Origin of the sequence: Actinomadura macra NBRC 14102 (assembly GCF_001552215.1) — a bacterium.
Lineage (GTDB): Bacteria > Actinomycetota > Actinomycetes > Streptosporangiales > Streptosporangiaceae > Spirillospora > Spirillospora macra.
In genome coordinates, this window is sequence record NZ_BCQT01000019.1 from 311,313 (window position 1) to 332,204 (window position 20,892).

22 protein-coding genes are annotated in these 20,892 nt (G+C 71.5%); 7 read left to right on the top strand and 15 right to left on the bottom strand.

Going from position 1 to position 20,892, the window contains the following annotated elements:
- Positions 1 to 44: 44 nt before the first annotated feature.
- Together AMA02S_RS31115 and AMA02S_RS31120 are read right to left on the bottom strand one after the other, a co-directional pair.
- Entirely contained in the window at positions 45 to 722 is a 678-nt protein-coding gene (locus AMA02S_RS31115) for a response regulator (protein ID WP_067465327.1), read from the bottom strand.
- On the bottom strand, positions 719 to 1,894 hold the full coding sequence (locus AMA02S_RS31120; RefSeq protein WP_067465330.1) for a sensor histidine kinase: 1,176 nt from the start codon (positions 1,892 to 1,894) through the stop codon (positions 719 to 721). Before AMA02S_RS31120 ends, AMA02S_RS31115 begins: the two co-directional genes overlap by 4 nt.
- 133 nt (positions 1,895 to 2,027) lie before the next feature.
- Here AMA02S_RS31120 and AMA02S_RS31125 point away from each other — a divergent pair, with 133 nt between their 5' ends.
- Both AMA02S_RS31125 and AMA02S_RS31130 read left to right on the top strand, forming a co-directional pair.
- Positions 2,028 to 2,603 carry a hypothetical protein gene (locus AMA02S_RS31125; protein ID WP_067465333.1) on the top strand — a complete coding sequence of 192 codons (576 nt, stop codon included), beginning with the start codon at positions 2,028 to 2,030 and terminating at the stop codon, positions 2,601 to 2,603.
- A gap of 40 nt (positions 2,604 to 2,643) precedes the next feature.
- Entirely contained in the window at positions 2,644 to 3,096 is a 453-nt protein-coding gene (locus AMA02S_RS31130) for a Uma2 family endonuclease (protein ID WP_218005169.1), read from the top strand.
- 56 nt (positions 3,097 to 3,152) lie between these two features.
- Here the strand turns inward: AMA02S_RS31130 and AMA02S_RS31135 are convergent, their stop codons facing one another.
- The 12 genes from AMA02S_RS31135 to argF form a co-directional block, all read right to left on the bottom strand.
- Positions 3,153 to 3,497 carry a metal-sulfur cluster assembly factor gene (locus AMA02S_RS31135; RefSeq protein WP_067465339.1) on the bottom strand — a complete coding sequence of 115 codons (345 nt, stop codon included), beginning with the start codon at positions 3,495 to 3,497 and terminating at the stop codon, positions 3,153 to 3,155.
- A complete protein-coding gene (gene sufU, locus AMA02S_RS31140; RefSeq protein WP_067465342.1) occupies positions 3,494 to 3,952 on the bottom strand; it encodes a Fe-S cluster assembly sulfur transfer protein SufU in 459 nt (152 codons plus the stop codon). Before sufU ends, AMA02S_RS31135 begins: the two co-directional genes overlap by 4 nt.
- Before the next feature lie 80 nt (positions 3,953 to 4,032).
- Positions 4,033 to 5,295, bottom strand: a complete 1,263-nt coding sequence (locus AMA02S_RS31145) for a cysteine desulfurase (RefSeq protein WP_067465345.1) — start codon at positions 5,293 to 5,295, stop codon at positions 4,033 to 4,035.
- Entirely contained in the window at positions 5,292 to 6,056 is a 765-nt protein-coding gene (gene sufC, locus AMA02S_RS31150) for a Fe-S cluster assembly ATPase SufC (RefSeq protein WP_067465348.1), read from the bottom strand. Before sufC ends, AMA02S_RS31145 begins: the two co-directional genes overlap by 4 nt.
- Positions 6,057 to 6,071: 15 nt before the next feature.
- Positions 6,072 to 6,389 (bottom strand): non-heme iron oxygenase ferredoxin subunit, encoded by a 318-nt coding sequence (locus AMA02S_RS31155; RefSeq protein WP_067465351.1) that lies wholly within the window; start codon positions 6,387 to 6,389, stop codon positions 6,072 to 6,074.
- Positions 6,386 to 7,522, bottom strand: a complete 1,137-nt coding sequence (gene sufD / locus AMA02S_RS31160) for a Fe-S cluster assembly protein SufD (RefSeq protein ID WP_067465354.1) — start codon at positions 7,520 to 7,522, stop codon at positions 6,386 to 6,388. The genes AMA02S_RS31155 and sufD overlap by 4 nt, the downstream gene beginning before the upstream one ends.
- Entirely contained in the window at positions 7,522 to 8,934 is a 1,413-nt protein-coding gene (sufB, locus tag AMA02S_RS31165; protein ID WP_067465357.1) for a Fe-S cluster assembly protein SufB, read from the bottom strand. Before sufB ends, sufD begins: the two co-directional genes overlap by 1 nt.
- On the bottom strand, positions 8,931 to 9,704 hold the full coding sequence (locus tag AMA02S_RS31170) for a helix-turn-helix transcriptional regulator (RefSeq protein ID WP_439951617.1): 774 nt from the start codon (positions 9,702 to 9,704) through the stop codon (positions 8,931 to 8,933). The genes sufB and AMA02S_RS31170 overlap by 4 nt, the downstream gene beginning before the upstream one ends.
- A gap of 204 nt (positions 9,705 to 9,908) precedes the next feature.
- Positions 9,909 to 10,886: a universal stress protein gene (locus tag AMA02S_RS31175; protein ID WP_084265769.1), complete on the bottom strand. Its 978-nt coding sequence runs from the start codon at positions 10,884 to 10,886 to the stop codon at positions 9,909 to 9,911.
- A complete protein-coding gene (locus tag AMA02S_RS31180; RefSeq protein ID WP_218005170.1) occupies positions 10,879 to 12,360 on the bottom strand; it encodes an amino acid permease in 1,482 nt (493 codons plus the stop codon). Before AMA02S_RS31180 ends, AMA02S_RS31175 begins: the two co-directional genes overlap by 8 nt.
- Positions 12,357 to 13,292 carry a carbamate kinase gene (gene arcC, locus AMA02S_RS31185; RefSeq protein ID WP_067465360.1) on the bottom strand — a complete coding sequence of 312 codons (936 nt, stop codon included), beginning with the start codon at positions 13,290 to 13,292 and terminating at the stop codon, positions 12,357 to 12,359. Before arcC ends, AMA02S_RS31180 begins: the two co-directional genes overlap by 4 nt.
- A 19-nt stretch (positions 13,293 to 13,311) precedes the next feature.
- Positions 13,312 to 14,313, bottom strand: coding sequence for an ornithine carbamoyltransferase (gene argF, locus AMA02S_RS31190; RefSeq protein ID WP_067465363.1), 1,002 nt, complete (start codon positions 14,311 to 14,313; stop codon positions 13,312 to 13,314).
- 162 nt (positions 14,314 to 14,475) lie between these two features.
- Between argF and AMA02S_RS31195 the strand changes: the two genes are divergently transcribed.
- From AMA02S_RS31195 to polX, 5 genes are all read left to right on the top strand, one after another.
- Positions 14,476 to 15,402 carry an ABC transporter ATP-binding protein gene (locus AMA02S_RS31195; protein WP_067465366.1) on the top strand — a complete coding sequence of 309 codons (927 nt, stop codon included), beginning with the start codon at positions 14,476 to 14,478 and terminating at the stop codon, positions 15,400 to 15,402.
- The gene (locus AMA02S_RS31200; protein ID WP_067465368.1) at positions 15,399 to 16,202 is read left to right on the top strand and encodes an ABC transporter permease; all 804 of its coding nucleotides are present in this window, start codon (positions 15,399 to 15,401) and stop codon (positions 16,200 to 16,202) included. The genes AMA02S_RS31195 and AMA02S_RS31200 overlap by 4 nt, the downstream gene beginning before the upstream one ends.
- A 3-nt stretch (positions 16,203 to 16,205) precedes the next feature.
- Positions 16,206 to 17,144, top strand: a complete 939-nt coding sequence (locus tag AMA02S_RS31205) for an EamA family transporter (RefSeq protein WP_067465371.1) — start codon at positions 16,206 to 16,208, stop codon at positions 17,142 to 17,144.
- Positions 17,145 to 17,228: 84 nt separating this feature from the next.
- On the top strand, positions 17,229 to 18,068 hold the full coding sequence (gene prcB, locus AMA02S_RS31210; RefSeq protein WP_067465713.1) for a proteasome subunit beta: 840 nt from the start codon (positions 17,229 to 17,231) through the stop codon (positions 18,066 to 18,068).
- Between the two features lie 51 nt (positions 18,069 to 18,119).
- On the top strand, positions 18,120 to 19,841 hold the full coding sequence (polX, locus tag AMA02S_RS31215; protein ID WP_067465374.1) for a DNA polymerase/3'-5' exonuclease PolX: 1,722 nt from the start codon (positions 18,120 to 18,122) through the stop codon (positions 19,839 to 19,841).
- A 38-nt stretch (positions 19,842 to 19,879) separates the two neighbouring features.
- Here polX and AMA02S_RS31220 read toward each other — a convergent pair whose 3' ends face one another.
- Positions 19,880 to 20,866 carry a COX15/CtaA family protein gene (locus AMA02S_RS31220; protein ID WP_245667911.1) on the bottom strand — a complete coding sequence of 329 codons (987 nt, stop codon included), beginning with the start codon at positions 20,864 to 20,866 and terminating at the stop codon, positions 19,880 to 19,882.
- Positions 20,867 to 20,892: the final 26 nt, after the last annotated feature.

A 20,892-nucleotide genomic window follows, 5' to 3' on the forward strand; every position in this document is an offset into this window, starting at 1 on the left:
GACGGCGGCCCGCCGGAGAGTCCTCTGAGAGCGACGCTGGGGCGTCAGACGGGCCCGGGTGATCCGTTGTGGCCACCCGGGCCCGGCGACCCGCCGGCGGCCGTCTCCTGCGCGAGGATGGCCGCCTGGACGCGGCTACGCAGCCCCAGTTTGCCCAGAATGCGGCTGACGTGAGTCTTGGTGGTGGTCTCGGCCATGTCCAGCCGCCGCGCGATCTCCCCGTTGGACAGCCCCTCGCCGAGACAGCCGAAGACCTCACGCTCACGCGGGGTGAGGTCGTGCAGGCCCGGCCCCCCGGGCGGTGCGGCGGGCCGCGCCGCGAACGCCCCGATCAGCCTGCGGGTGACCCGCGGGGCGATGATCCCCTCCCCGGCCGCCACGGTCCGCACCGCCTCCACCAGCCGGTCGGCGTCGACGTCCTTGAGCAGGAACCCCGCCGCGCCCGCCCGCAGCGCGCCGAAGACGTACTCGTCCAGGTCGAAGGTCGTCAGCACGAGCACGTCCACGATGCCGGCGATCTCCCGGGTCGCGCTGATGCCGTCCAGCCGGGGCATCCGCACGTCCATGAGCACCACATCGGGGCGCAGCTCGCGGGCCAGCGCCACCGCCGCCTCCCCGTCGGCGGCCTCGCCGACGACCCGCACGTCCGGCGCCGCCCCCAGGATCAGCACCAGCCCGGCGCGCACCGCCGCCTGGTCGTCGGCGACCAGCACCTCGATCATGGCGTCCTCTCAAAGTCCAGCGGCAGCTCCGCGTGCACCCGCCAGCGGCCGTCCACCGGCCCGGCGGCGAACTCCCCGGCCAGCATCGCGGCCCGTTCCCGCATCCCGATCAGCCCGCTGCCGGTCCCCGGCAGCCGCGCGCCGTCCCGCCCGAGCGGGCTCAGCACCTCGATCACCACGCGTCCCCGGGCGTACTCGACCCGCACCTCGGCGTGCCCGGGCCCGGCGTGCTTGAGCGCGTTGGTCAGCGACTCCTGGACGATCCGGTACGCCGCCAGCTCGACCGCGGCCGGCAGCTCGGGCGGTGGCTCGCCCACGACCTCCAGGCACGCCGACAAATCCGACCGCGCGGTGTGCTCGACGAGCCGCCCCACCTCGGCGAGCCGAGGCGCGGACGGAGGGTCCTCCTCCCCGCCGTCCCGCAGCAGGCCGATCATCCGGCGCATCTCCGCGAGGCCCTGGACGCTGTTCTCCCGGATGACCTCCATCGCCCGGTCGAGACCCGCCCGGTCCAGGTCGCGCACCTTCAGGATCGCCGAGGAGTGCAGGGCGACGGCGCTCAGATGGTTGGCGATCACATCGTGCAGCTCGCGGGCCATCCGGGCCCGCTCGTTGCCCACCGCGGCCCGCCGGTCCATCTCGGCCAGCCGCGCCACCTGCTCGGCCCGCTGCCGCTCGGACTCCGCCGTGAACCGGTGCTCGCGCACGGCCATCGCCGTCAGCACCGGCGCCACCCACGTCACGCCGGCGACCGCTGCGCCCAGCACACCGACCGGCACCTCGCCCAGGGCGAGACCGGCGCCCGACCCCGCCGCCAGCGTCCCGGCGATGGTGGTCCCGAGCAGCCACTCCGCCGTCCGGCGCCGCCCGTACAGGCTGGCCGCGTACAGCGTGTCCCCGTAGATCACCGCCGTGGCGAAGCTGGGTCCCATGATCACGTCTGCGACGTTGAACGGCGTGGCCAGCGCCAGCGACGTCAGCGGCGCCGTCCGCCGCAGGAGCATCGTCGAGCACAACCCGAGCAGCGGGATGAGCCGCCACCAGGGAGAGGGGTCCCAGTGCCGTCCCCACGTCGTGTACCCGTGCACAGCGATCATGACCAGCCCGCCCGCCAGCCCCGCGAGGGCGAGGAGGGCGTCCTGGCGGGTGGTCAGGCGGCGGATCGCGAGCACATCCCCATCTCAGCATCCTCTGCCCGGTTCCCGCGTCCGACCTGCTGAGGGCCCGGCGTACATCCTTCGGAGGACCCACGAAACCTCACCCCAGACGAGGCCGCGGGCCCCTCCGCACGGCGACCATGGGGACATGCTCCTCGCAGTCATCGCCGGATGCGAGATCGGCTTCTGGGTCGTCCTCGCCGCCGGGCTCGTCGCCCGGTACCCGCTGCGCATGCGCCGGACCGGCGCGGCGCTGCTCCTCTGCGTTCCGCTGGTCGACGTCGTGCTCCTGACGGTGACGGTGATCGACCTGCGCGGCGGCGCGACCGCGGGCTTCGGCCACGGCCTGGCGGCCGCCTACATCGGCTACTCGGTCGCGTTCGGCCACAGCATGGTCCGCTGGGCCGACGAGCGCTTCGCGCACCGCTTCGCGGGCGGCCCCCCGCCGCGCGGCAAGCCCAAGCACGGCTGGGCACGCACTCGCTACGAGTGGCGCGAGTTCGCCAAGGCCGTCACCGCGACCGCCCTGTCCTGCGGGATCCTCCTCCTGATGATCGTCCTCGTGGACGACCCCGACCGCACCGGTCAGCTCACCGGCTGGACCCTCCGCCTCGGCACGATCCTGGCGATCTGGTCACTGTGGCCGATCACCTACACGCTCTGGCCGTCCAAGCCCAAGAACACCGCTACGCGGAACGCCGCAGAGCGCTCACGGCCAAGCTGACGAGCGCGTCGGACAGTAGGCTGAGAGGCAGGTTCTGAGCGTGGAGGTGAGAGTGTTCGACGAGGAGACCTGCGCCAAAGCGCTGGAGCAACTGGCGGAGTTCGCCGAGACGAAGGGCTTTACCTTCGCCAAGTTCGAGTCGGTAGGCGACGAGCCCAGAGAGCCCATCCCCGACTTGATCATCGTGCCGGAGCCGCTGGCTCCGGGCGCGAAGCCGTGGGCCCATGAGACCGAACTGCTGGTGGAGGTCGTCTCCCAGCGGAACTATCGCGAGGACTACGAGGGCAAGCGGCGCCGGTACGCCATGTCGGGCGCGCCCCAGTACCTGTTGGTCGATCCGAGAGACGGTGTGTGCGTGCTATACACCGAGCCCATCAAGAGTGAGGGCACCTACGAGCGGATCGTGACGACGAAGTTCGAGCAGCCCATTGAGGGCGTCCTGTGCATGGACGGCGCCCCGCTCGATACGTCCGAGTTCCTCAGGTACACCTGAGGCCACGTCCTTGGTGGACGCGGCCTCAGAAGCGGTGGGTCGGACGAAGTGCTGGGTCAGACGTTGAAGCCGAGGGCGCGGAGCTGGTCGCGGCCCTCGTCGGAGATCTTGTCGGGGCCCCACGGCGGCAGCCACACCCAGTTGATCTTGACGTCCTTGACGAGGCCCTCCAGGGCGCTGTGGGCCTGATCCTCGATCACGTCGGTGAGCGGGCAGGCGGCACTGGTGAGGGTCATGTCCAGGGTCGCGACCTCGTCGGCGAGGTTGACGCCGTACACCAGGCCGAGATCGACGACGTTGATGCCGAGTTCGGGGTCGACGACGTCCTTGAGGGCTTCGAGGATCTCCTCCTCGGGGACGGCGGTCTCGGTGGTGTCGGTCGTCTCCGTGGTGTCGGTCATGATGCCTCTCCGAGTGCGCGGGCGGTCGCGTCCTTCCACGCCATCCAGGCGAGCAGGGCGCACTTGATCCTGGCGGGGTACTTGGACACCCCCGCGAAGGCGATGGCGTCCTCCAGGACGTCCTCGTCGGGCGAGACGTCCTGGCCGCGGGACTGCATCAGCGCCAGGAACTCCTCGCCGACCGCCATCGCCTCCTTGACGGTCTTGCCGATGATCAGATCGGCCATCACCGAGGCGCTGGCCTGGCTGATCGAGCAGCCCATGGCGTCGTACGAGACATCGGCGACCGCGGCGTCCTGGCCGGCGCCGTCCAGGTGGACGCGCAGCGTCACCTCGTCGCCGCAGGTCGGGTTGACGTGGTGCGCCTCGCCCTCGTACGGCTCCCGCAGCCCCTTGTGATGAGGGTTGCGGTAATGGTCCAGGATGACCTCCTGGTACATCGCCTCGAGCTGCATGTCATCCTTTCTTTCTCGCTACAACCGGGGCATCCATCAGGCTGTTCCTGCCAGGAGGGGCGCCCCCCTGGGCCCCCTGGTCAGGGGGTATCAAAGAACTTCTGTGCATGGCGTACCCCGTCGGCGAGCGCGTCCACGTCCGCGAGGGTGTTGTAAAGGTAGAAGGTGGCGCGGGTGGTCGCGGGGATGCCGAAGCGGCGGCAGATCGGCCAGGCGCAGTGGTGGCCGACGCGGACCTCGACGCCCAGGTCGTCCAGGACCTGACCGACGTCGTGCGGGTGGATGTCGGCGACCGTGAACGAGACGGCACCGCCGCGGGCCTCGGTGGTGCCGGGGCCGACGATCCGGACGCCGGGGATCTCGCTGAGCCGTTCGAGGGTGTAGGCGGTCAGCGCCTCCTCGTGGGCGTGCACGCTGTCCATGCCGAGGTCGGCGAGGTAGTCGCAGGCCGCGCCGAGGCCGATCGCCTGCGCGGTCATCGGCACACCGGCCTCGAACCGCTGCGGCGGCGGCAGGAACGTCGTGGTCTCCATGTGGACGATCTCGATCATGGACCCGCCGGTGATGAACGGAGGCATGACCTCCAGAAGCTCGCGGCGGCCCCACAGCACGCCGATGCCGGTCGGGCCGAGCATCTTGTGCCCCGAGAAGGCGAGGAAGTCGACGTCCAGCTCGCGGACGTCCACCGGCTGGTGCGGGACGGACTGGGCCGCGTCCAGCAGGACCAGCGCGCCGACCTCGCGCGCGCGGGCCGTGATCCGCTCGATCGGCGGGACGGTGCCGAGGACGTTCGACTGGTGCGTCAGCGCGACGATCTTCGTGCGCTCGTTGACGAGGGAGTCCAGGCCGTCCAGGTCCAGACGTCCCTCGTCGGTGATGCCGAACCAGCGCAGCGTGGCGCCGGTGCGGCGGCAGAGCTCCTGCCAGGGGACCAGGTTGGCGTGGTGCTCCATCTCCGACACCACGACCTCGTCGCCGGGGCCGACGCGGAACCGCGCGGCCTCCTCGCCCGCGGTGGCGGCATTGCTCATCGAGTACGCCACCAGGTTGACGCCCTCGGTAGCGTTCTTGGTGAACACGATCTCGCCAGGCGTCGCGCCGATGAACCGGGCGATCGAGGCGCGCGCGTTCTCGTACGCCTCGGTCGCCTCCTCGGCCAGCAGGTGCGCGCCGCGGTGCGGCGCGGCGTTGTGGCGCTCGTAGAACCTGCGCTCCGCGTCCAGCACCTGGACGGGCTTCTGCGACGTGGCACCCGAGTCGAGGTAGATCAGCGGACGCCCGCCGCGGACGGTGCGCTGAAGGAGCGGAAAGTCCTTCTTCAGCTCCTCGGGCAGCAGGTTCATAGGGATGCGCCCGCCTTCGCGTACTTCTCGTAGCCCTCGTTCTCCAGCTCGTCGGCCAGCTCCGGGCCGCCCTCGGCGACGACGCGGCCGCCGGCGAAGACGTGCACGAAGTCGGGCTTCACGTAGCGCAGGATGCGCGTGTAGTGGGTGATGAGCAGGACGCCGGTGTCGCCGGAGGCGAAGCGGTTGACGCCCTCGGAGACGACCTTGAGCGCGTCGACGTCGAGGCCGGAGTCGGTCTCGTCCAGGATGGCGACCTTCGGCTTGAGCATCTCCAGCTGGAGGATCTCGTGCCGCTTCTTCTCTCCGCCGGAGAAGCCCTCGTTCAGGCTGCGCTGCGCGAACACCGGGTCGATGGACAGGTCGTCCATCGCCTTCTTCATCTCCTTGGAGAACTCGCGCAGCTTCGGCGCCTCGCCACGGACGGCGGTGACGGCCGAGCGCAGGAAGTTGGAGACGGAGACGCCGGGGACCTCCACCGGGTACTGCATCGCCAGGAACAGCCCGGCGCGGGCGCGCTCGTCGACCGACATGCCGAGGACGTCCTCGCCGTCCAGCGTGACCGCGCCGGAGGTCACCTCGTACTTGGGGTGCCCCGCGACGGCGTAGGCGAGCGTCGACTTGCCGGAGCCGTTCGGCCCCATGATCGCGTGGGTCTCGCCGGCCTTCACGGTCAGGTCGACCCCGCGCAGGATCTCCTTCGTCCCGTCGGAGCCGTCGGCGACGGAGACGTGGAGGTCGCGGATCTCTAGCGTGGCCATAGTGCTTGCTATTCCTTAGTCGTCGGAGCCGAGCGAGACGTAGACGTCGCCGTCCTCGACCTTGACCTTGTAGATGGCGACCGGCTGCGTGGCCGGCGGGTTGGTGGGCTTGCCGGTGCGCAGATCGAAGCAGGACCCGTGCAGCCAGCACTCGATGGTGCCGTTGTAGATCTCGCCCTCGGAGAGGGAGACCTCGGCGTGCGAGCAGATGTCGTTCAGCGCGAACAGGTCCTCGCCGCTGCGGACGATCGCGACCGGCGTCCCCTCGATCTCGGTGCCGAGGGCGCCGTCGGCGGGGACGTCGGCGAACGGGCACACCCGGACGTAGGTCATCGGGAGACCCCCCGGTCGAGCTCCGCCTCGATGGCGTCGCGGACCTTCTCGCGCACCTCGGTGACCTCGATGCGCTCGATGAGCTGGCCGAGGAAGCCGCGCACCACCATGCGGCGCGCCTCGTCGAAGGTGATGCCGCGGGCCTGGAGGTAGAACAGGTGCTCGTCGTCGAGCCGGCCGGACGCCGAGGCGTGCCCCGCGCCGGTCACCTCGCCGGTGAGGATCTCCAGGTTCGGCACCGAGTCGACGCGGGTCCCGTCGGTGAGGACGAGGTTGCGGTTCAGCTCGTAGGTGTCGGTGCCCTCGGCCTCCGCCCGGATGATCACGTCGCCGATCCAGACGGCGTGCGCGTCCTGCTCCTGGAGCGCTCCCCGGTAGTCCACGCGGCTGCGGCAGTTCGCCACCGCGTGGTCGACCAGGAGGCGGTGCTCCAGGTGCTGGCCGCCGTCGGCGAAGTACACCCCGTACAGTTCGGCGTTGCCGCCGGGCGCGTCGTAGGAGACGGACGGGGAGAGCCGCACGAGGTCGCCGCCGAGCGTGATGTTGTGCGAGACGAACCGGGCGTCGCGGCCGAGCCGGGCGTGCTGGTGCGAGACGTGGACGCTGTCGTCGGCCCAGTCCTGCAGGCTGATCACCGAGAGCCGGGCGCCGTCACCGACGACGAACTCGACGTTGTCGGCGTAGGTCGCCGAGCCGCGGTGCGCGAACACGACGGTGGCCTCGGCGAACGGCTCCAGGATCACGGTGGTGTGCCCGTAGGCGGCGGACGAGGCGTCCTCGCCGCGCAGCCGCAGGACGGTCGGCGCCGAGGCGACGGCCTCTTTCGGGACGGTCACGACGGTGGCGTGCGCGAACGACGTCCACGCCTGCGCGCTGACGCGGTCGGCGGGCACGTAGGCCCGGCCGAGACGCAGGTCGTCGCGGCCGACCGTCTCGACGGTCACCTCGGGCGCCGCCTCGACCTCCAGCAGGATCTTGCCGTGCCCGTCGGCGGTACCGTTGTGCAGCCCGCGCAGGCGGCGCAGCGGGGTGAACCGCCACTCCTCCTCGCGTCCCGTGGGCACATCAAAATCGCCCACCTCGTACGACGCCTTCTTGTGCAGCGTCGACAGAGGGCCGGTGTCGAGCCCCATCAGCCGACGGCTCCTTCCATCTGCAGCTCGATGAGCCGGTTCAGCTCCAGGGCGTACTCCATCGGCAGCTCGCGCGCGATCGGCTCGACGAACCCGCGCACGATCATCGCCATCGCCTCGTCCTCGGTGAGGCCGCGGCTCATCAGGTAGAACAGCTGGTCCTCCGACACCTTGGAGACGGTGGCCTCGTGACCCATCTCCACGTCGTCCTCGCGGACGTCCACGTAGGGGTAGGTGTCGGACCGGCTGATCTGGTCGACCAGCAGCGCGTCGCACTTGACGGTGGACTTGCTGCGTTCGGCGCCCTCCTGAATCTGCACCAGGCCCCGGTAGGACGTGCGGCCGCCGCCCCGCGCCACCGACTTGGAGACGATGCTGGAGGAGGTGTTGGGCGCGGCGTGCACCATCTTGGCGCCGGCGTCCTGGTGCTGGTCCTCGCCGGCGAACGCGATCGACAGGGTCTCGCCCTTGGCGTGCTCGCCCAGCAGGTAGATCGCCGGGTACTTCATGGTGACCTTGGAGCCGATGTTGCCGTCGACCCACTCCATGGTGGCGCCCTCGTAGGCGACGGCGCGCTTGGTCACCAGGTTGTAGACGTTGTTCGACCAGTTCTGGATCGTCGTGTAGCGGACGCGGGCGTCCTTCTTCACGATGATCTCCACCACGGCCGAGTGCAGCGAGTCCGACTTGTAGATCGGGGCGGTACAGCCCTCGACGTAGTGGACGTAGGAGCCCTCGTCGGCGATGATCAGCGTCCGCTCGAACTGGCCCATGTTCTCGGTGTTGATCCGGAAGTAGGCCTGGAGCGGGATCTCCACGTGCACGCCCGGCGGGACGTAGATGAACGAGCCGCCCGACCAGACGGCGGTGTTCAGCGCGGCGAACTTGTTGTCGCCGACCGGGATCACCGAGCCGAAGTACTCCTGGAAGATCTCCGGGTGCTCCTTCAGGCCGGTGTCGGTGTCGAGGAAGATGACGCCCTTCTCCTCAAGGTCCTCACGGATCTTGTGGTAGACGACCTCGGACTCGTACTGGGCCGCGACGCCGGCGATGAGGCGCTGCTTCTCCGCCTCGGGGATGCCGAGCTTGTCGTAGGTGTTCTTGATGTCCTCGGGGAGGTCCTCCCAGGACGCCGCCTGCTTCTCGGTGGAGCGGACGAAGTACTTGATGTTGTCGAACTCGATCGCCGACAGGTCCGAGCCCCAGGTGGGCATCGGCTTCTTGTCGAACAGCCGCAGCCCCTTGAGACGCAGGTCGAGCATCCAGTCCGGCTCGCCCTTCTTGCCTGAGATGTCGCGGACGACATCCTCGTTCAGGCCGCGCCGGGCGGATGCGCCGGCGGCGTCGGAGTCGGCCCAGCCGAACTTGTACCTGTCGAGCCCCTCCAGCTCGGGGTGGGCTGCCGTAGTCATAGGGGTGTCCTCCCGGACTCCTCGTCAGTGTTCAATGTCGTTTCGGGGGACCGATCCCCCGCGTCCCCCCGCGGGGCGACGCCTCCCGCGCCCGGCCCGCACAGCGACCGGGAGCTGACGTGGGTGGTACAGATGCCGTCGCCGTGGGCGATGGTGGCCAGCCGCTGGACCGGTGTGCCCAGCAGCCTGCTGAACGCCTCGGTCTCGGCCTCGCACAGCTGCGGGAACTCCGCGGCGACGTGCGCGACCGGGCAGTGGTGCTGGCAGAGCTGCTCGCCGGAGCCCTGCGGCGCCTTGGCGGCCGCGGCCGCGTAGCCGTCGCCCGACAGCGCCTCGGCGAGCGTGCGGACCCGCTGATGCGGCGGGGCCGCCTGCACGACGGGGCGGTAGCGCCGCTCAAGGTCGGCGATCTGCCGCCGCGCGAACTCGGCGACCGCGTGGTCACCGGCCGTCTCGGCGAGGAAGCGCAGGGCACTGGTGGCGAGGTCGTCGTAGGCGTGCACGAACGCGCTGCGCCCGGCGTCGGTGATGGCGAACCACTTGGCGGGCCTGCCCCGGCCGCGCCGGGTCTGCGTGGGCCTGGCCCGGCGAACCTCGATCATGCCCTCGGCCAGCAGCGCGTCCAGATGCCTGCGGACCGCGGCGGGCGTGAGGCCGACGCGTTCCCCTAGGGTGGAGGCGGTGACCGGGCCGTGCTCCAGGATCAAGCGGGCGACGCGGGCGCGGGTGTCGCGCTCGGCGTTGGCGCCTGACAGGGCCGGGCCCGACAGCGCCGTACCCGGTGGGATACCAGCGCTCGCCGGCCCCCCAGTCCCGCCGTGAGCAGGGGATGACGGCACGCCGACAGGCCGCGCGGTGGCGGCCTCGGTGCTCCTCTGTCCCTCGCTCACGTTTTTCACAACATCAGTGTGCCGTAATTCCTTCCATTGAAACAGCGGAATGCCGATGTCTTGCCTCACGCAGGTAAGCCTTACCTAATTTGTACGATCGCCAGGGACGGCGTGACCCTGCGGCGGAACGGGCGGCCGGGCCGGGGGCAGGGCCGCTCCGCGCGGCAGGACCAGCACCGGGCACCGCGCCGCGCGGACGATCTTGCCGGAACCCTCGCCGAGAAAGACCGTGCGGAGAGGCCCGTCGTGGCTGGACAGGCAGGCGAGCACCTCGCCGGGCACCAGGTCCAGGCCGGCGAGGGTCGTGGCGATGCCGGTCCCGGCAGCCGTTTCGGTCTCCACGTCCGCCCCGTCCGCGAACAGGGCGGCGGCCTGCGCGAGGTCCTCCTCCGCCTGCGCGAGCTGCCGGGCCATCAGGTCATCGGCGTGCGGGAGCCGGGCCGCGAGGCCCGGCGGCCTCAGCACCAGCGTGACAAGCCGCACCGGCAATCCCAGCCGCTCCGCGATCCCGGCCGCCGCGGCGAGCGGGCCGCCCGCGTCCTGGCGGCGCCAGTAGGCGTGCCAGTAGGCGACGGTCAGCCGCTCGAACCGCGGTGGTGCCTCCGCGGCGTACCCGCGCGGCGCCAGCAGCACGGGCACGGGCGAGCCGTGCAGCAGTTGATCGGCGGTACTGCCGATCGCGATCCGGCCGCGCCGACCACGCGGCGCGGAGCCGATCACCACGAGGCCGGCGCCGACGTCCTCGGCGACATCGATGAGGCCGCGCCCGCTGCCCCGGTGTGCCCGCACCCGCAGCGTCACGCGGTCCCGAGGCACCTCCAGTTCGTCGAGTCGCTCGGCCGCTCGGGCGAGCGCGACGTCCGACCGCTCCTTGAGGTAGGCGACCCACTCGGCGTCCACGGAGCCGGGGCCGCGCGTGCGCCAGCCCGGCGGATGGACGTTGGCCACGGTCAGCGGCCCGCCGCCGGCCCGGAGCACGAGCGCGGCCAGGGCCAGCGCGTCCTCGCCGCGCTCGTCGGGCGAGTAGCCGACGAGGACGCTCATGCCGTCCGGATCACTCACGCGAGTCCTTCCCGGTGCCGGTCGGCCCGGCGCCCGTCGCGAGCCGCGAGTGGCGGCGCCCGTACAGGAAGTAGGCGGCCAGCCCGACGAGCGTCCACAGCAGGAACACGAGCCAGGTCACCCCGCCGAGGCCGACCATCAGGTACACGCAGAACCCGACGCCGAGCAGCGGGGTGAGCGGGTAGAGCGGGGTACGGAAGCTGCGAGGCAGCTCGGGCCTGGTCCGGCGCAGGACGATGACGCCCACGCTGACCAGTGCGAACGCGAACAGGGTCCCGATGCTGGTGGCGTCCACGAGCCGGCCGAGCGGGATGAGCGCGGCCAGCACGGAGATGAAGGTCGCCACGATGAGGGTGTTGGCGACGGGGACGGCGCGCCTGGGGCTGACCTTCTGGAACACGTCCGGCACCAGGCCGTCGCGCGACATGGCGAACAGGATGCGGGTCTGCCCGTACATGACGGTGAGGACGACGCTGGCGATGGCGATCACGGCGCCCAGAGAAAGGATCATGGACGGCCACGACCGCCCGGTCGCCTCGTCCAGCACCCGCGCGAGGGACGCCTCGGAACCGCTCAGCTCGAACTGCTCCCAGTGCATCGCGCCGACGGCCGCGAGCCCCACCAGCACGTAGACGGTGGTCACGATGGCCAGCGACAGGACGATGGCGAGCGGCAGGTCACGGCGGGGGTTGCGGGCCTCCTCACCCGCGGTGGAGGCGGCGTCGAAGCCGATGTAGGAGAAGAACACCTTGGATCCGGCGGCGCTGATCCCGGCCCAGCCCATCGGCGCGAACGGGGTGAGGTTCCCGCCCTCGAACGCGGTGAAGGCCACCACGCAGAAGAACACCAGCACCCCGATCTTGAGGAACACCATGATCGTGTTGGCGGTGGCGCTCTCGGACGTGCCACGCAGCAGCAGGAACGTGGCGATCAGGACCACGACCACGGCGGGGAGGTTGACGATCCCGCCGTCCTCACCCGGGGAGTTGCTGATCGCGGCGGGCATCGTGAAGTGGAGCGCGCTGCCGAAGAACTCGTTGAGGTAGGAGCCCCAACCGACCGCGACCGCCGACACCGAGACGGCGTACTCCAGCAGCAGGCACCAGCCGCACACCCACGCCACCAACTCGCCGAGCGTGGCGTAGGCGTAGGAGTAGGACGACCCGGACACCGGGATCGTCCCGGCCAGCTCGGCGTAGGAGAGGGCGGAGAACAGGGCGGTGACCGCCGCGAGGACGAACGCCAGCACGACGGCGGGACCCGCCTTCGGCACCGCCTCCCCCAGCACGACGAAGATGCCGGTTCCGAGCGTCGCACCGACGCTGAACAGCGTGAGCTGTAGCAGGCTCATCGTCCGCCGGAGCTCGCCGCCCTCTCCGTGCCCGCCCTCGGCGACGATCCGGTCGACGGACTTCGTCCGGAACAGGCCCCGCAGGACGCCGGGCCCGGGCCCCTCCCCCGTCGTGGCGGTCACAGCGTGCTGGCCAACGGCCAGGTCGCGTTCGGTGTGACGATCGTCCCGGCCGTCCCTTCGAGGATCTGGACGCACTGGTCGAGCATCCCGATCGCGGCCATGTCACCCGTCCGCTCGACGAACCCCGCCGCGGCCTCGACCTTCGGACCCATCGACCCGGCGGGGAACTTCTCGTCGCGCAGCTCGTACGGCGTGGTGTGGCCGATCTCCTCCTGCTGGGGCGTGCCGAAACCGCGCATCACCCTCGGCACGTCGGTGAGGATCAGCAGCGCGTCCGCCTCCAGGGTCTCGGCAAGGACGGACGCGGTGAGGTCCTTGTCGATCACCGCCTCGACGCCCTCCAGCTGCCCGACGTCGTTGCGGAACACCGGGATCCCGCCGCCGCCCGCGCAGACCACGACCGCCCCGCTGCGGACGAGCTGCCTGATCAGCCGGGTCTCGATCACCCGCTGCGGCTGCGGCGAGGGCACCACGCGGCGCCAGCTGTCCCCGTCCTGTGCGATCGTCCAGCCGTACTTCTCGGCGAGGCGCTCCGCCTCGTCCCGCGGGTACACCTGGCCGACGAACTTGGTGGGATTCGCGAAGGCCGGGTCGACCGCCGAGACGAGCGTCTGGTTGATCATCGCGACGACCTGGCGGCCGGGCAGCGCGTTCTGCAGTGCCTGGAGCATCCAGTAGCCGATCATGCCCTGGGTCTCGGCGCCGATGGTGTCCAGCGGGTAGGGCCTGGTCAGCTCGGGGTCGTTGACGCTCTCCAGGGACAGGACCCCGACCTGCGGTCCGTTGCCGTGCGTGACGATCAGCTCGTGCCGCTCCGCGAGCGGTGCGAGCGCGCGTACGGCCTTCATGACGTTGGCCCGCTGGAGATCGGCGTCGGGCGTGTCCCCCCGCTTGACCAGCGCGTTCCCACCGAGCGCGACCAGTACGCGCATCCCTTCCCGCCCTCCCCGCTCAGCCGAGCGTCGCGACCATGACCGCCTTGATCGTGTGCATCCGGTTCTCGGCCTCGTCGAAGACGATCGAGGCTCCCGACTCGAAGACCTCGTCGGTGACCTCGAGCGCGTCCAGGCCGGTCCTCTGGAAGATCTCCTCCCCCACCGCCGTCTCCCGGTTGTGGAACGAGGGAAGGCAATGCATGAACCTCACCCACGGGTTGCCCGTCGCCTTCAGAACCCCGGTGTTCACCTGGTACGGCCTGAGCAGCGCGATCCGCTCGTCCCACAGTTCCTTGGGCTCGCCCATGGACAGCCAGGTATCGGTGAGGACGAAGTCGGCTCCGCGGACGCCCTCCGTGACGTCCTCCACGAGGGTGATCTCGGCGCCGGTGCCGGCCGCAGCCTCCCTGGCGGGCTTGACGACCAGGTCCTCGTCCGGCCAGAGGGCCCGTGGCGCGACGATCCGGACGTCCATTCCCAGCAGCGCCCCGGTCACCATGTAGGAGCGCCCCATGTTGGAACGGGCGTCGCCCAGGTAGGCGTAGGTGACCTCACGCAGCGGTTTGTCGCTGTGCTCGCGCATGGTGAGCATGTCGGCGAGCATCTGCGTGGGGTGCCAGTCGTCGGTCAGGCCGTTCCACACCGGCACCCCGGAGTGATCGGCCAACTCCTCGGCGAGCCGCTGCCGGGACCCGCGGTAGCCGATGCCGTCGTACATCCGGCCGAGCACCCGGGCGGTGTCCTTCATCGACTCCTTGTGCCCGATCTGGGAGTGGCCCGGGTCGAGGTAGCTGACGTGGGCGCCCTGGTCGTGCGCGGCGACCTCGAAGGCGCAGCGGGTACGGGTGGACGTCTTCTCGAAGATCAGCGCGACGTTCCTGCCGGTGAGGCGCGGCTGCTCCGTCCCGCCGTATCTGGCCGCCTTCAGTTCGGCCGCGAGGTCGAGCAGGAACCCGAACTCCCGCGGGGAGAGGTCCAGCTCCCTGAGATAGCTGCGACCCCGCAGGTTGTAGGCCATGGCCCCGTCTCCGTCCCTGGTGCGCCTCATGATGTTCGGGGGGACGAGCCCCATGGCGTACGACCCGTACGGGCGGTGAGCTACCCGGCGCCCGGGCGTCGGAAACGCGCCGGCGGCGGTACCGGCGCGGGACAGCCCAGACCCAGACCTAAACTCATCTGCATGACACCCCCCGCAGACGGCGCGCTCGAGCTGCACTCGCTCGTCAAGCGCTACGGCACGGTGACGGCCGTGGACGGCCTGTCGCTCAGCGCCGCCCGGGGCGCCGTCACCGCGCTGCTCGGGCCCAACGGGGCCGGCAAGACCACCACGATCGAGATCTGCGAGGGCTTCCGCCGCGCCGACGCCGGGACCGTCCGCGTACTCGGCCTGGACCCGGCCGCCGACGCGCGGGCGCTCAGGCCGCGGGTCGGCGTGATGCCGCAGTCGGGCGGCGTGCCGGGCACAGCGCGCGCCGCCGAGTTCCTCCGGCTCGTCGCCTCGTTCCATTCCTCGCCCCTCGACCAGGACGCGCTGCTCGCGCGGCTCGGCCTCACCGAGCACGCCCGCACCCCGTTCCGGCGGCTGTCGGGCGGCCAGCAGCAGCGGCTCTCCCTGGCGGTCGCCGTGGTGGGGCGGCCCGAGCTGGTGTTCCTCGACGAGCCCACCACCGGGCTCGACCCGCAGGCCAGGCACGCCGCCTGGGAGCTCATCGAGGCCCTGCGCGCCGCGGGCGTGTCGGTGGTGCTCAGCACGCACAACATGGAGGAGGCCGAACGCCTCGCCGACCGGGTGGTCATCGTCGATCACGGCAGGGTCGTGGCCGAGGGCGCCCCGGCCGACCTCACCGGCGCCGAGCGGCAACTGCGCTTCCGCGCCCGTCCCGGGCTCGGGTTGGAGGAGCTGCTGGCGGCCCTGCCCGCCGGAAGCGCCGCCAAGGAGTCACCCGCCGGGCACTACATGATCGAGGCGGACGTGCGGCCCGAACTGCTGGCCACCGTCACCGCCTGGTGCGCCTCGCACGGCGTCCTGACCGAGGACCTGCGGATCGAACGCCGCACGCTGGAGGACGTCTTCCTGGAGCTGACCGGACGGGAGCTGCGCTCATGACCGCCACGACACCGCGCCGCGCCGGCGCCCCGGCGGTCCCGCTGGACCTCACTCCGGCGCCGGGCTCCGCCCCGCTGTCGCGGATGGTGCTGTCACAGGCCGGCTACGAGCTCCGGACACTGCTGCGCAACGGCGAGCAACTCCTCCTGACGCTGATCATCCCCGTGGTGCTGCTCACGCTGTTCAGCGCCACGTCCCTGCTGGATCTCGGCGCCGGCCGCCGCATCGACTTCCTCGCCCCCGGGATCCTCGCGCTGGCGGTGATGTCCACCGCGTTCACCGGGCAGGCGATCGGAACGGGCTTCGAGCGGCGGTACGGCGTGCTCAAGCGACTCGGCGCGACGCCGCTGCCGCGCGGTGGGCTCATCGCCGCCAAGACCCTCACCGTCGTGGCGGTCGAGGCGCTCCAGGCCGCGGTGATCTGCGCGGTCGCACTGGCGCTGGGCTGGCACCCGCACGGCGACCCGGTGTCGGCGCTCGCGCTGATCCTGGTGGGCACCGCCGCGTTCAGCGGGTTCGGGCTGCTCATGGCCGGGACGCTGCGTGCCGAGGCCACCCTCGCCGCCGCCAACCTCGTCTACATCCTGCTGCTGGCCGTGGGCGGTGTGGTGTTCCCGCTGGAGAAGTTCCCGGGCGGGGTACGGAACGTGCTGGAGCTGCTGCCCGTCGCGGCGCTGGCGGACGGTCTGCGGCAAGTCCTGCAGGACGGCGCCGCATTCCCCGGCAAGCCGCTCCTGGTCCTGGCCGCATGGGCCGTCGCGGGGCTCGCCCTGGCGGCCCGGTTCTTCGAATGGGAGTGATCGGTGGCACTCGCTGAGGCGCCCGGCCCGTCCTTCGGCAGCGCGGCCCGGGCGGCCGGACGCGGCCGGACGCTGTCGCTCGGCTCGGTGCCGCCGCCCGCGCTGATCCTGGTCGGTATCATCTCCGTCCAGGTCGGGGCGGGCCTGGCCAAGCACCTGTTCGACCGGATGCCGCCGAGCGCCGTCGTGACGATACGGTTGCTCACCTCGGCGATCGTGCTGGCGTTCCTGGCCCGCAAGGCGCTGCGGACGGTGCTGCGCGATCACTCCCGCTCCAGCCTGGCCGTCGCGGCCGGATTCGGGCTGGCGCTGGCGCTCATGAACTTCTCGATCTACCAGTCGTTCTCCCGCATCCCGCTCGGGGTGGCGGTGACCGTCGAGTTCCTCGGGCCGCTGATGGTCGCCATCGTCGCGTCCCGACGTCCGCGCGACCTCCTCTGGGCCGCGCTCGCGGGCGCGGGCGTGGTCCTGCTGGCCAAGGGCGGCGGGGACATCGACCTCGTGGGCATCGGGTTCGCGCTGCTGGCCGGGGGGTGCTGGGCCGCCTACATCCTGCTCACCGCCGCCACCGGCCGGCGGTTCTCCGGCTCCACCGGGCTCGCCCTGGCCAGCGTCGTCGGGACGGTCGCGGTCCTGCCGCTGGGCGTCGCGTCCGGCGGCGCCGCCCTGCTCGACCCGAAGCTGCTGCTGATCGGCGTCGGCGTCGGCCTGCTGTCCTCGGTGATCCCCTACTCGCTGGAGCTGGAGGCGCTGCGGCGGATGCCCGCCCGCGTCTTCGGCATCCTGATGAGCATGGAGCCCGCCGTCGCCGCGCTGGTCGGTGTGACGATCCTCGGGGAGGTCCTCAACGGACGCCAATGGTTCGCGATCGGCTGCGTGATCGTGGCGTGTGCAGGTGCCACCCGGAGCCAGAAGGACCCGCCCGAGGCGCCCGAGGTCTGACCCGTGGCGCGCCGCCGGGTCGCGACCGCCCTCGGCGTCGTGCAAGGATCGGTGGGGACGATCGTCGAACGGAGAGGAGCCGCCGTGGCCGGCCGGACCGAGGACCAGGGAATCCCGCCCGAGTTCTTCGAGGCGGGGTCGGCGTCGTTCGTCGACTTCCTGCGCGTCCACTCCCCCGACCTGCTGCCCGTCAACCGGGTGCCGGACGCCGGGACCCTTCCCGAGCTGCCGCACGGCACGACCGTCCTGGCGCTGACGTTCCCGGGCGGGGTCATGATGGCCGGGGACCGCCGGGCCACGCAGGGCAACCGGATCGCCTACCGGGAGCTGGAGAAGGTCCAGCGCGGCGACGAGTACTCGGCTGTGGCGTTCGCGGGCACGGTCGGGCTCGCCCTGGAGATGGTGCGCCTCTTCCAGGTCGAGCTGGAGCACTACGAGAAGATGGAGACCGTCCCGCTGTCGCTGCCGGGCAAGGCCCGCCGCCTCGGCGCCGTCATCCAGGCCAACCTCGCGCAGGCGCTGCAGGGCCTCGCGGTCGTCCCGCTGTTCGCCGGCTACGAGGCGGGCGCCGACACCGGGCGGATCTACACCTACGACATCACCGGCGCCCCGCAGGAGGCCCGCGGCTTCCACGCCGACGGCTCCGGCTCCCCGTACGCGCTGGGTGCCCTGAAGAAGCTCTACCGGCCCGACCTGTCGATCCGGGACGCGGCCACCGTCTGCGTCCAGGCCCTCTACGACGCCGCCGACGACGACACCGCCACCGGCGGCCCCGACCCGGCACGACGCATCTACCCGACCATCGCGGTCGTCACCGAGGACGGCTACCGCGCCCTGCCCGAGGACGAGGTCTCCGCGATCGCCGGTGAGGTCCTGGAAGGCCGGCTGACCGCCCCCGGCGGCCCGGTCGCGCCGCTGCGCTGAGCACCCCGCCGATCTCGGAGAACGTCGGACCCGGCTCGTAGACTCGCCCGTATGGCACGGGCGAACGACGAGGCTGCGGCCCTCATCCAGGAACTGGCGGACCTGCTCTCAATCACGGGCGGCGACGCGTTCAAGATCCGGGCGTACGAGAAGGCCGCGCGGGCCATCGCCGGGCACCCCGACGACATCGCGGGCCTCGACCTCGCCGGGCTCCGCGCGATCCCCTCGGTCGGCGAGGCCATCGCCAAGAAGGTCCTCGACTACAAGACCACGGGCACGATCCGCCAGGTCGAGGAACTGCGCCTACAGATCCCCGCGGGCGTCCGGGCCCTCACCGCCATCCCGACCCTCGGCCCGAAGAAGGCGCTGGCCGTCTACGAGCAGCTCGGCATCTCCTCGGTGGACGAGCTGGCCGCCGCCATCGCCGCCGGCCGGCTCGCCGGGCTCAAGGGCTTCGGCACCAAGACCGAGGAGAACATTCTGCGCGGCATCGAGCTGATGCGCAGCTCCGGCGAGCGCGTCCTGGTCAACGCCGCCGCCGGCGTCGCCGACGAGGTCGTCGCCGCGCTGTCCCGGCTGCCGCAGGTGGAGCGCTGCGCGCACGCCGGATCGCTGCGCCGGATGCGCGAGACGATCGGCGACGTCGACGTCCTCGCCGCGTCCCGCGACCCGCATCCGATCATGGCGGCGTTCATCGCGCTGCCGTTCGTCGCCGAGGTCGTCGCGGGCGGCGACAAGAAGACCTCGATCCGCACCACCAAGGGCCTCCAGGTCGACCTGCGGGTCGTGCCGCCCGAGTCCTGGGGCGCGGCCCTCCAATATTTCACCGGCTCCCAGGCCCACAACATCCGCACCCGCGAGATCGCCGTCAAGGCCGGCCTCAAGCTCTCCGAGTACGGCCTGTTCCACGCCGAGTCCGGCGATCTGATCGTCTCCGAGACCGAGGAGGAGGTCTACGAGCGCCTCGGCCTGCCTTGGATCCACCCCACCCTCCGGGAGGACACCGGCGAGATCGAGGCCGCGCTCAAGGGCACCCTGCCCGCCCTCGTCACGGTCGACGACCTGCGAGGTGACCTGCACAGCCACACCGACCTGACCGACGGCACCGCGCCCCTGGAGACGATGGTCGCCGCCGCCGCGTCCCGCGGGCTGGAGTACTACGCGATCACCGACCACGCGCCGAACCTGGTCATGCAGCGCATGACGGACGAGAAGATGCTCGCCCAACGCGACCAGGTCGCCGAGCTCCAGAAGCGCTACCCCGACCTGGTGCTGCTCCACGGCACCGAGCTGAACATCGACCCGGACGGCGAGGTCGACTGGGACGCGGACTTCCTGTCCGGGTTCGACGTCTGCGTCGCCTCCGTCCACTCCCACTTCACGCAGGACCAGAAGGCCATGACCCGCCGCCTCGTCCGCGCGTGCGAGAACCCCCACGTCCACGTGATCGGCCATCCCACCGCCCGCAGCATCGGTCGCCGCCCCCCGGTGGACGCCGACTGGGACGAGGTCTTCCGCGCCGCCGCCCGTACCGGCACCGCCATGGAGATCGACTCGTTCCCCGACCGTCTCGACCTGCCCGCCGACCTGATCCGCCGCGCCAAGCGGCTCGGCGTCGTGTTCGCGATCGACACCGATGCCCACTCCGTCGGCCACCACGCCAACATCCGCTACGGCGTGGGCACCGCCCAGCGAGGGTGGTTGACCACCGACGACGTCATCAACACCTGGCCCCTCCCCCGCCTCCGCGCCTTCCTCCAGGAAACGCGCTGAGCCTTCAGGGGGCGGCGCTGGTCAACCACCAGCGGGCGTCACGCGGGCTGGGGGGCCTCGGTTGCTGTGGGCTCGGGTGTGCGGGGTGCCGGGGCGGTGCCCCGGTCGCGCAGGGCGCAGACGAGGCGCCACGCGGCGATCCACATGAGGACGGAGCCGAGCATGTGGAGGACCACCAGCGGCCCCGGGACGCCCATGAAGTACTGGATGTAGCCGACCGCGCCTTGCGCGAGTTCCAGGGCGATCAGTTCGTGGACGCGGCGGCGGGCGGCCGGTGGGGCGCCGGTGCGGTGGAGCGCCACGGCGGTGAGGACCGTCAGCGCGACGGTGATCCAGGCGAGGGCGCTGTGCACGCGGGTGACGTCCTCGATGTTGAAGCCCCAGCGGCGGGACTCGGCGTCCCCGGCGTGCGGGCCGGTGCCGGTGACGACCGTGCCCGCGACGAGGACGGCGGCGCAGGCGGCCACGAGGCCGGCGGCGAGGCGGCGGACCCGGATCGGCGCGAGGGGGCGGGGCGGCGCCTCGCCTTCCCCCGCGCGGACCCAGAGGATCACGCAGAAGACCAGCAGGGCGGGCGAGACGAGGAAGTGCAGGGAGACCGACGCCGGGTGCAGCTCGGTGAGCACGACGATGCCGCCGATCACGGCCTGGGCGACGACGCTCATCGGCTGGGCCAGCGCCCACCAGACCAGGTCCTTGCGGCGTGGCCGCAGGCGCAGCGCGGCGACGAAGACCAGCACGCCGACCGCCAGCACGACGAACGTGAGCATCCGGTTGCCGAACTCGATCGTCATGTTCAGCGCGGGGTGCTCCGGGCTGTGCGTCGGGACGAGACTGTCACCGGTGCAGCGGGGCCACTCGGGGCAGCCGAGCCCCGACTTGGTGACCCGGACGGCGCCGCCGGTGGCGACGATCGCCGCGTTGCCGATCACACCGAGCAGGGCCAGGAGGCGCAGCGACCCGGGCGTGGGGCGCCAGACGGCGTCGCGTGCTCGGGTCAGCGGGTTCGGGGATCGTTCGGACACGGTGACCATCGTATGGGCGGGTGCCC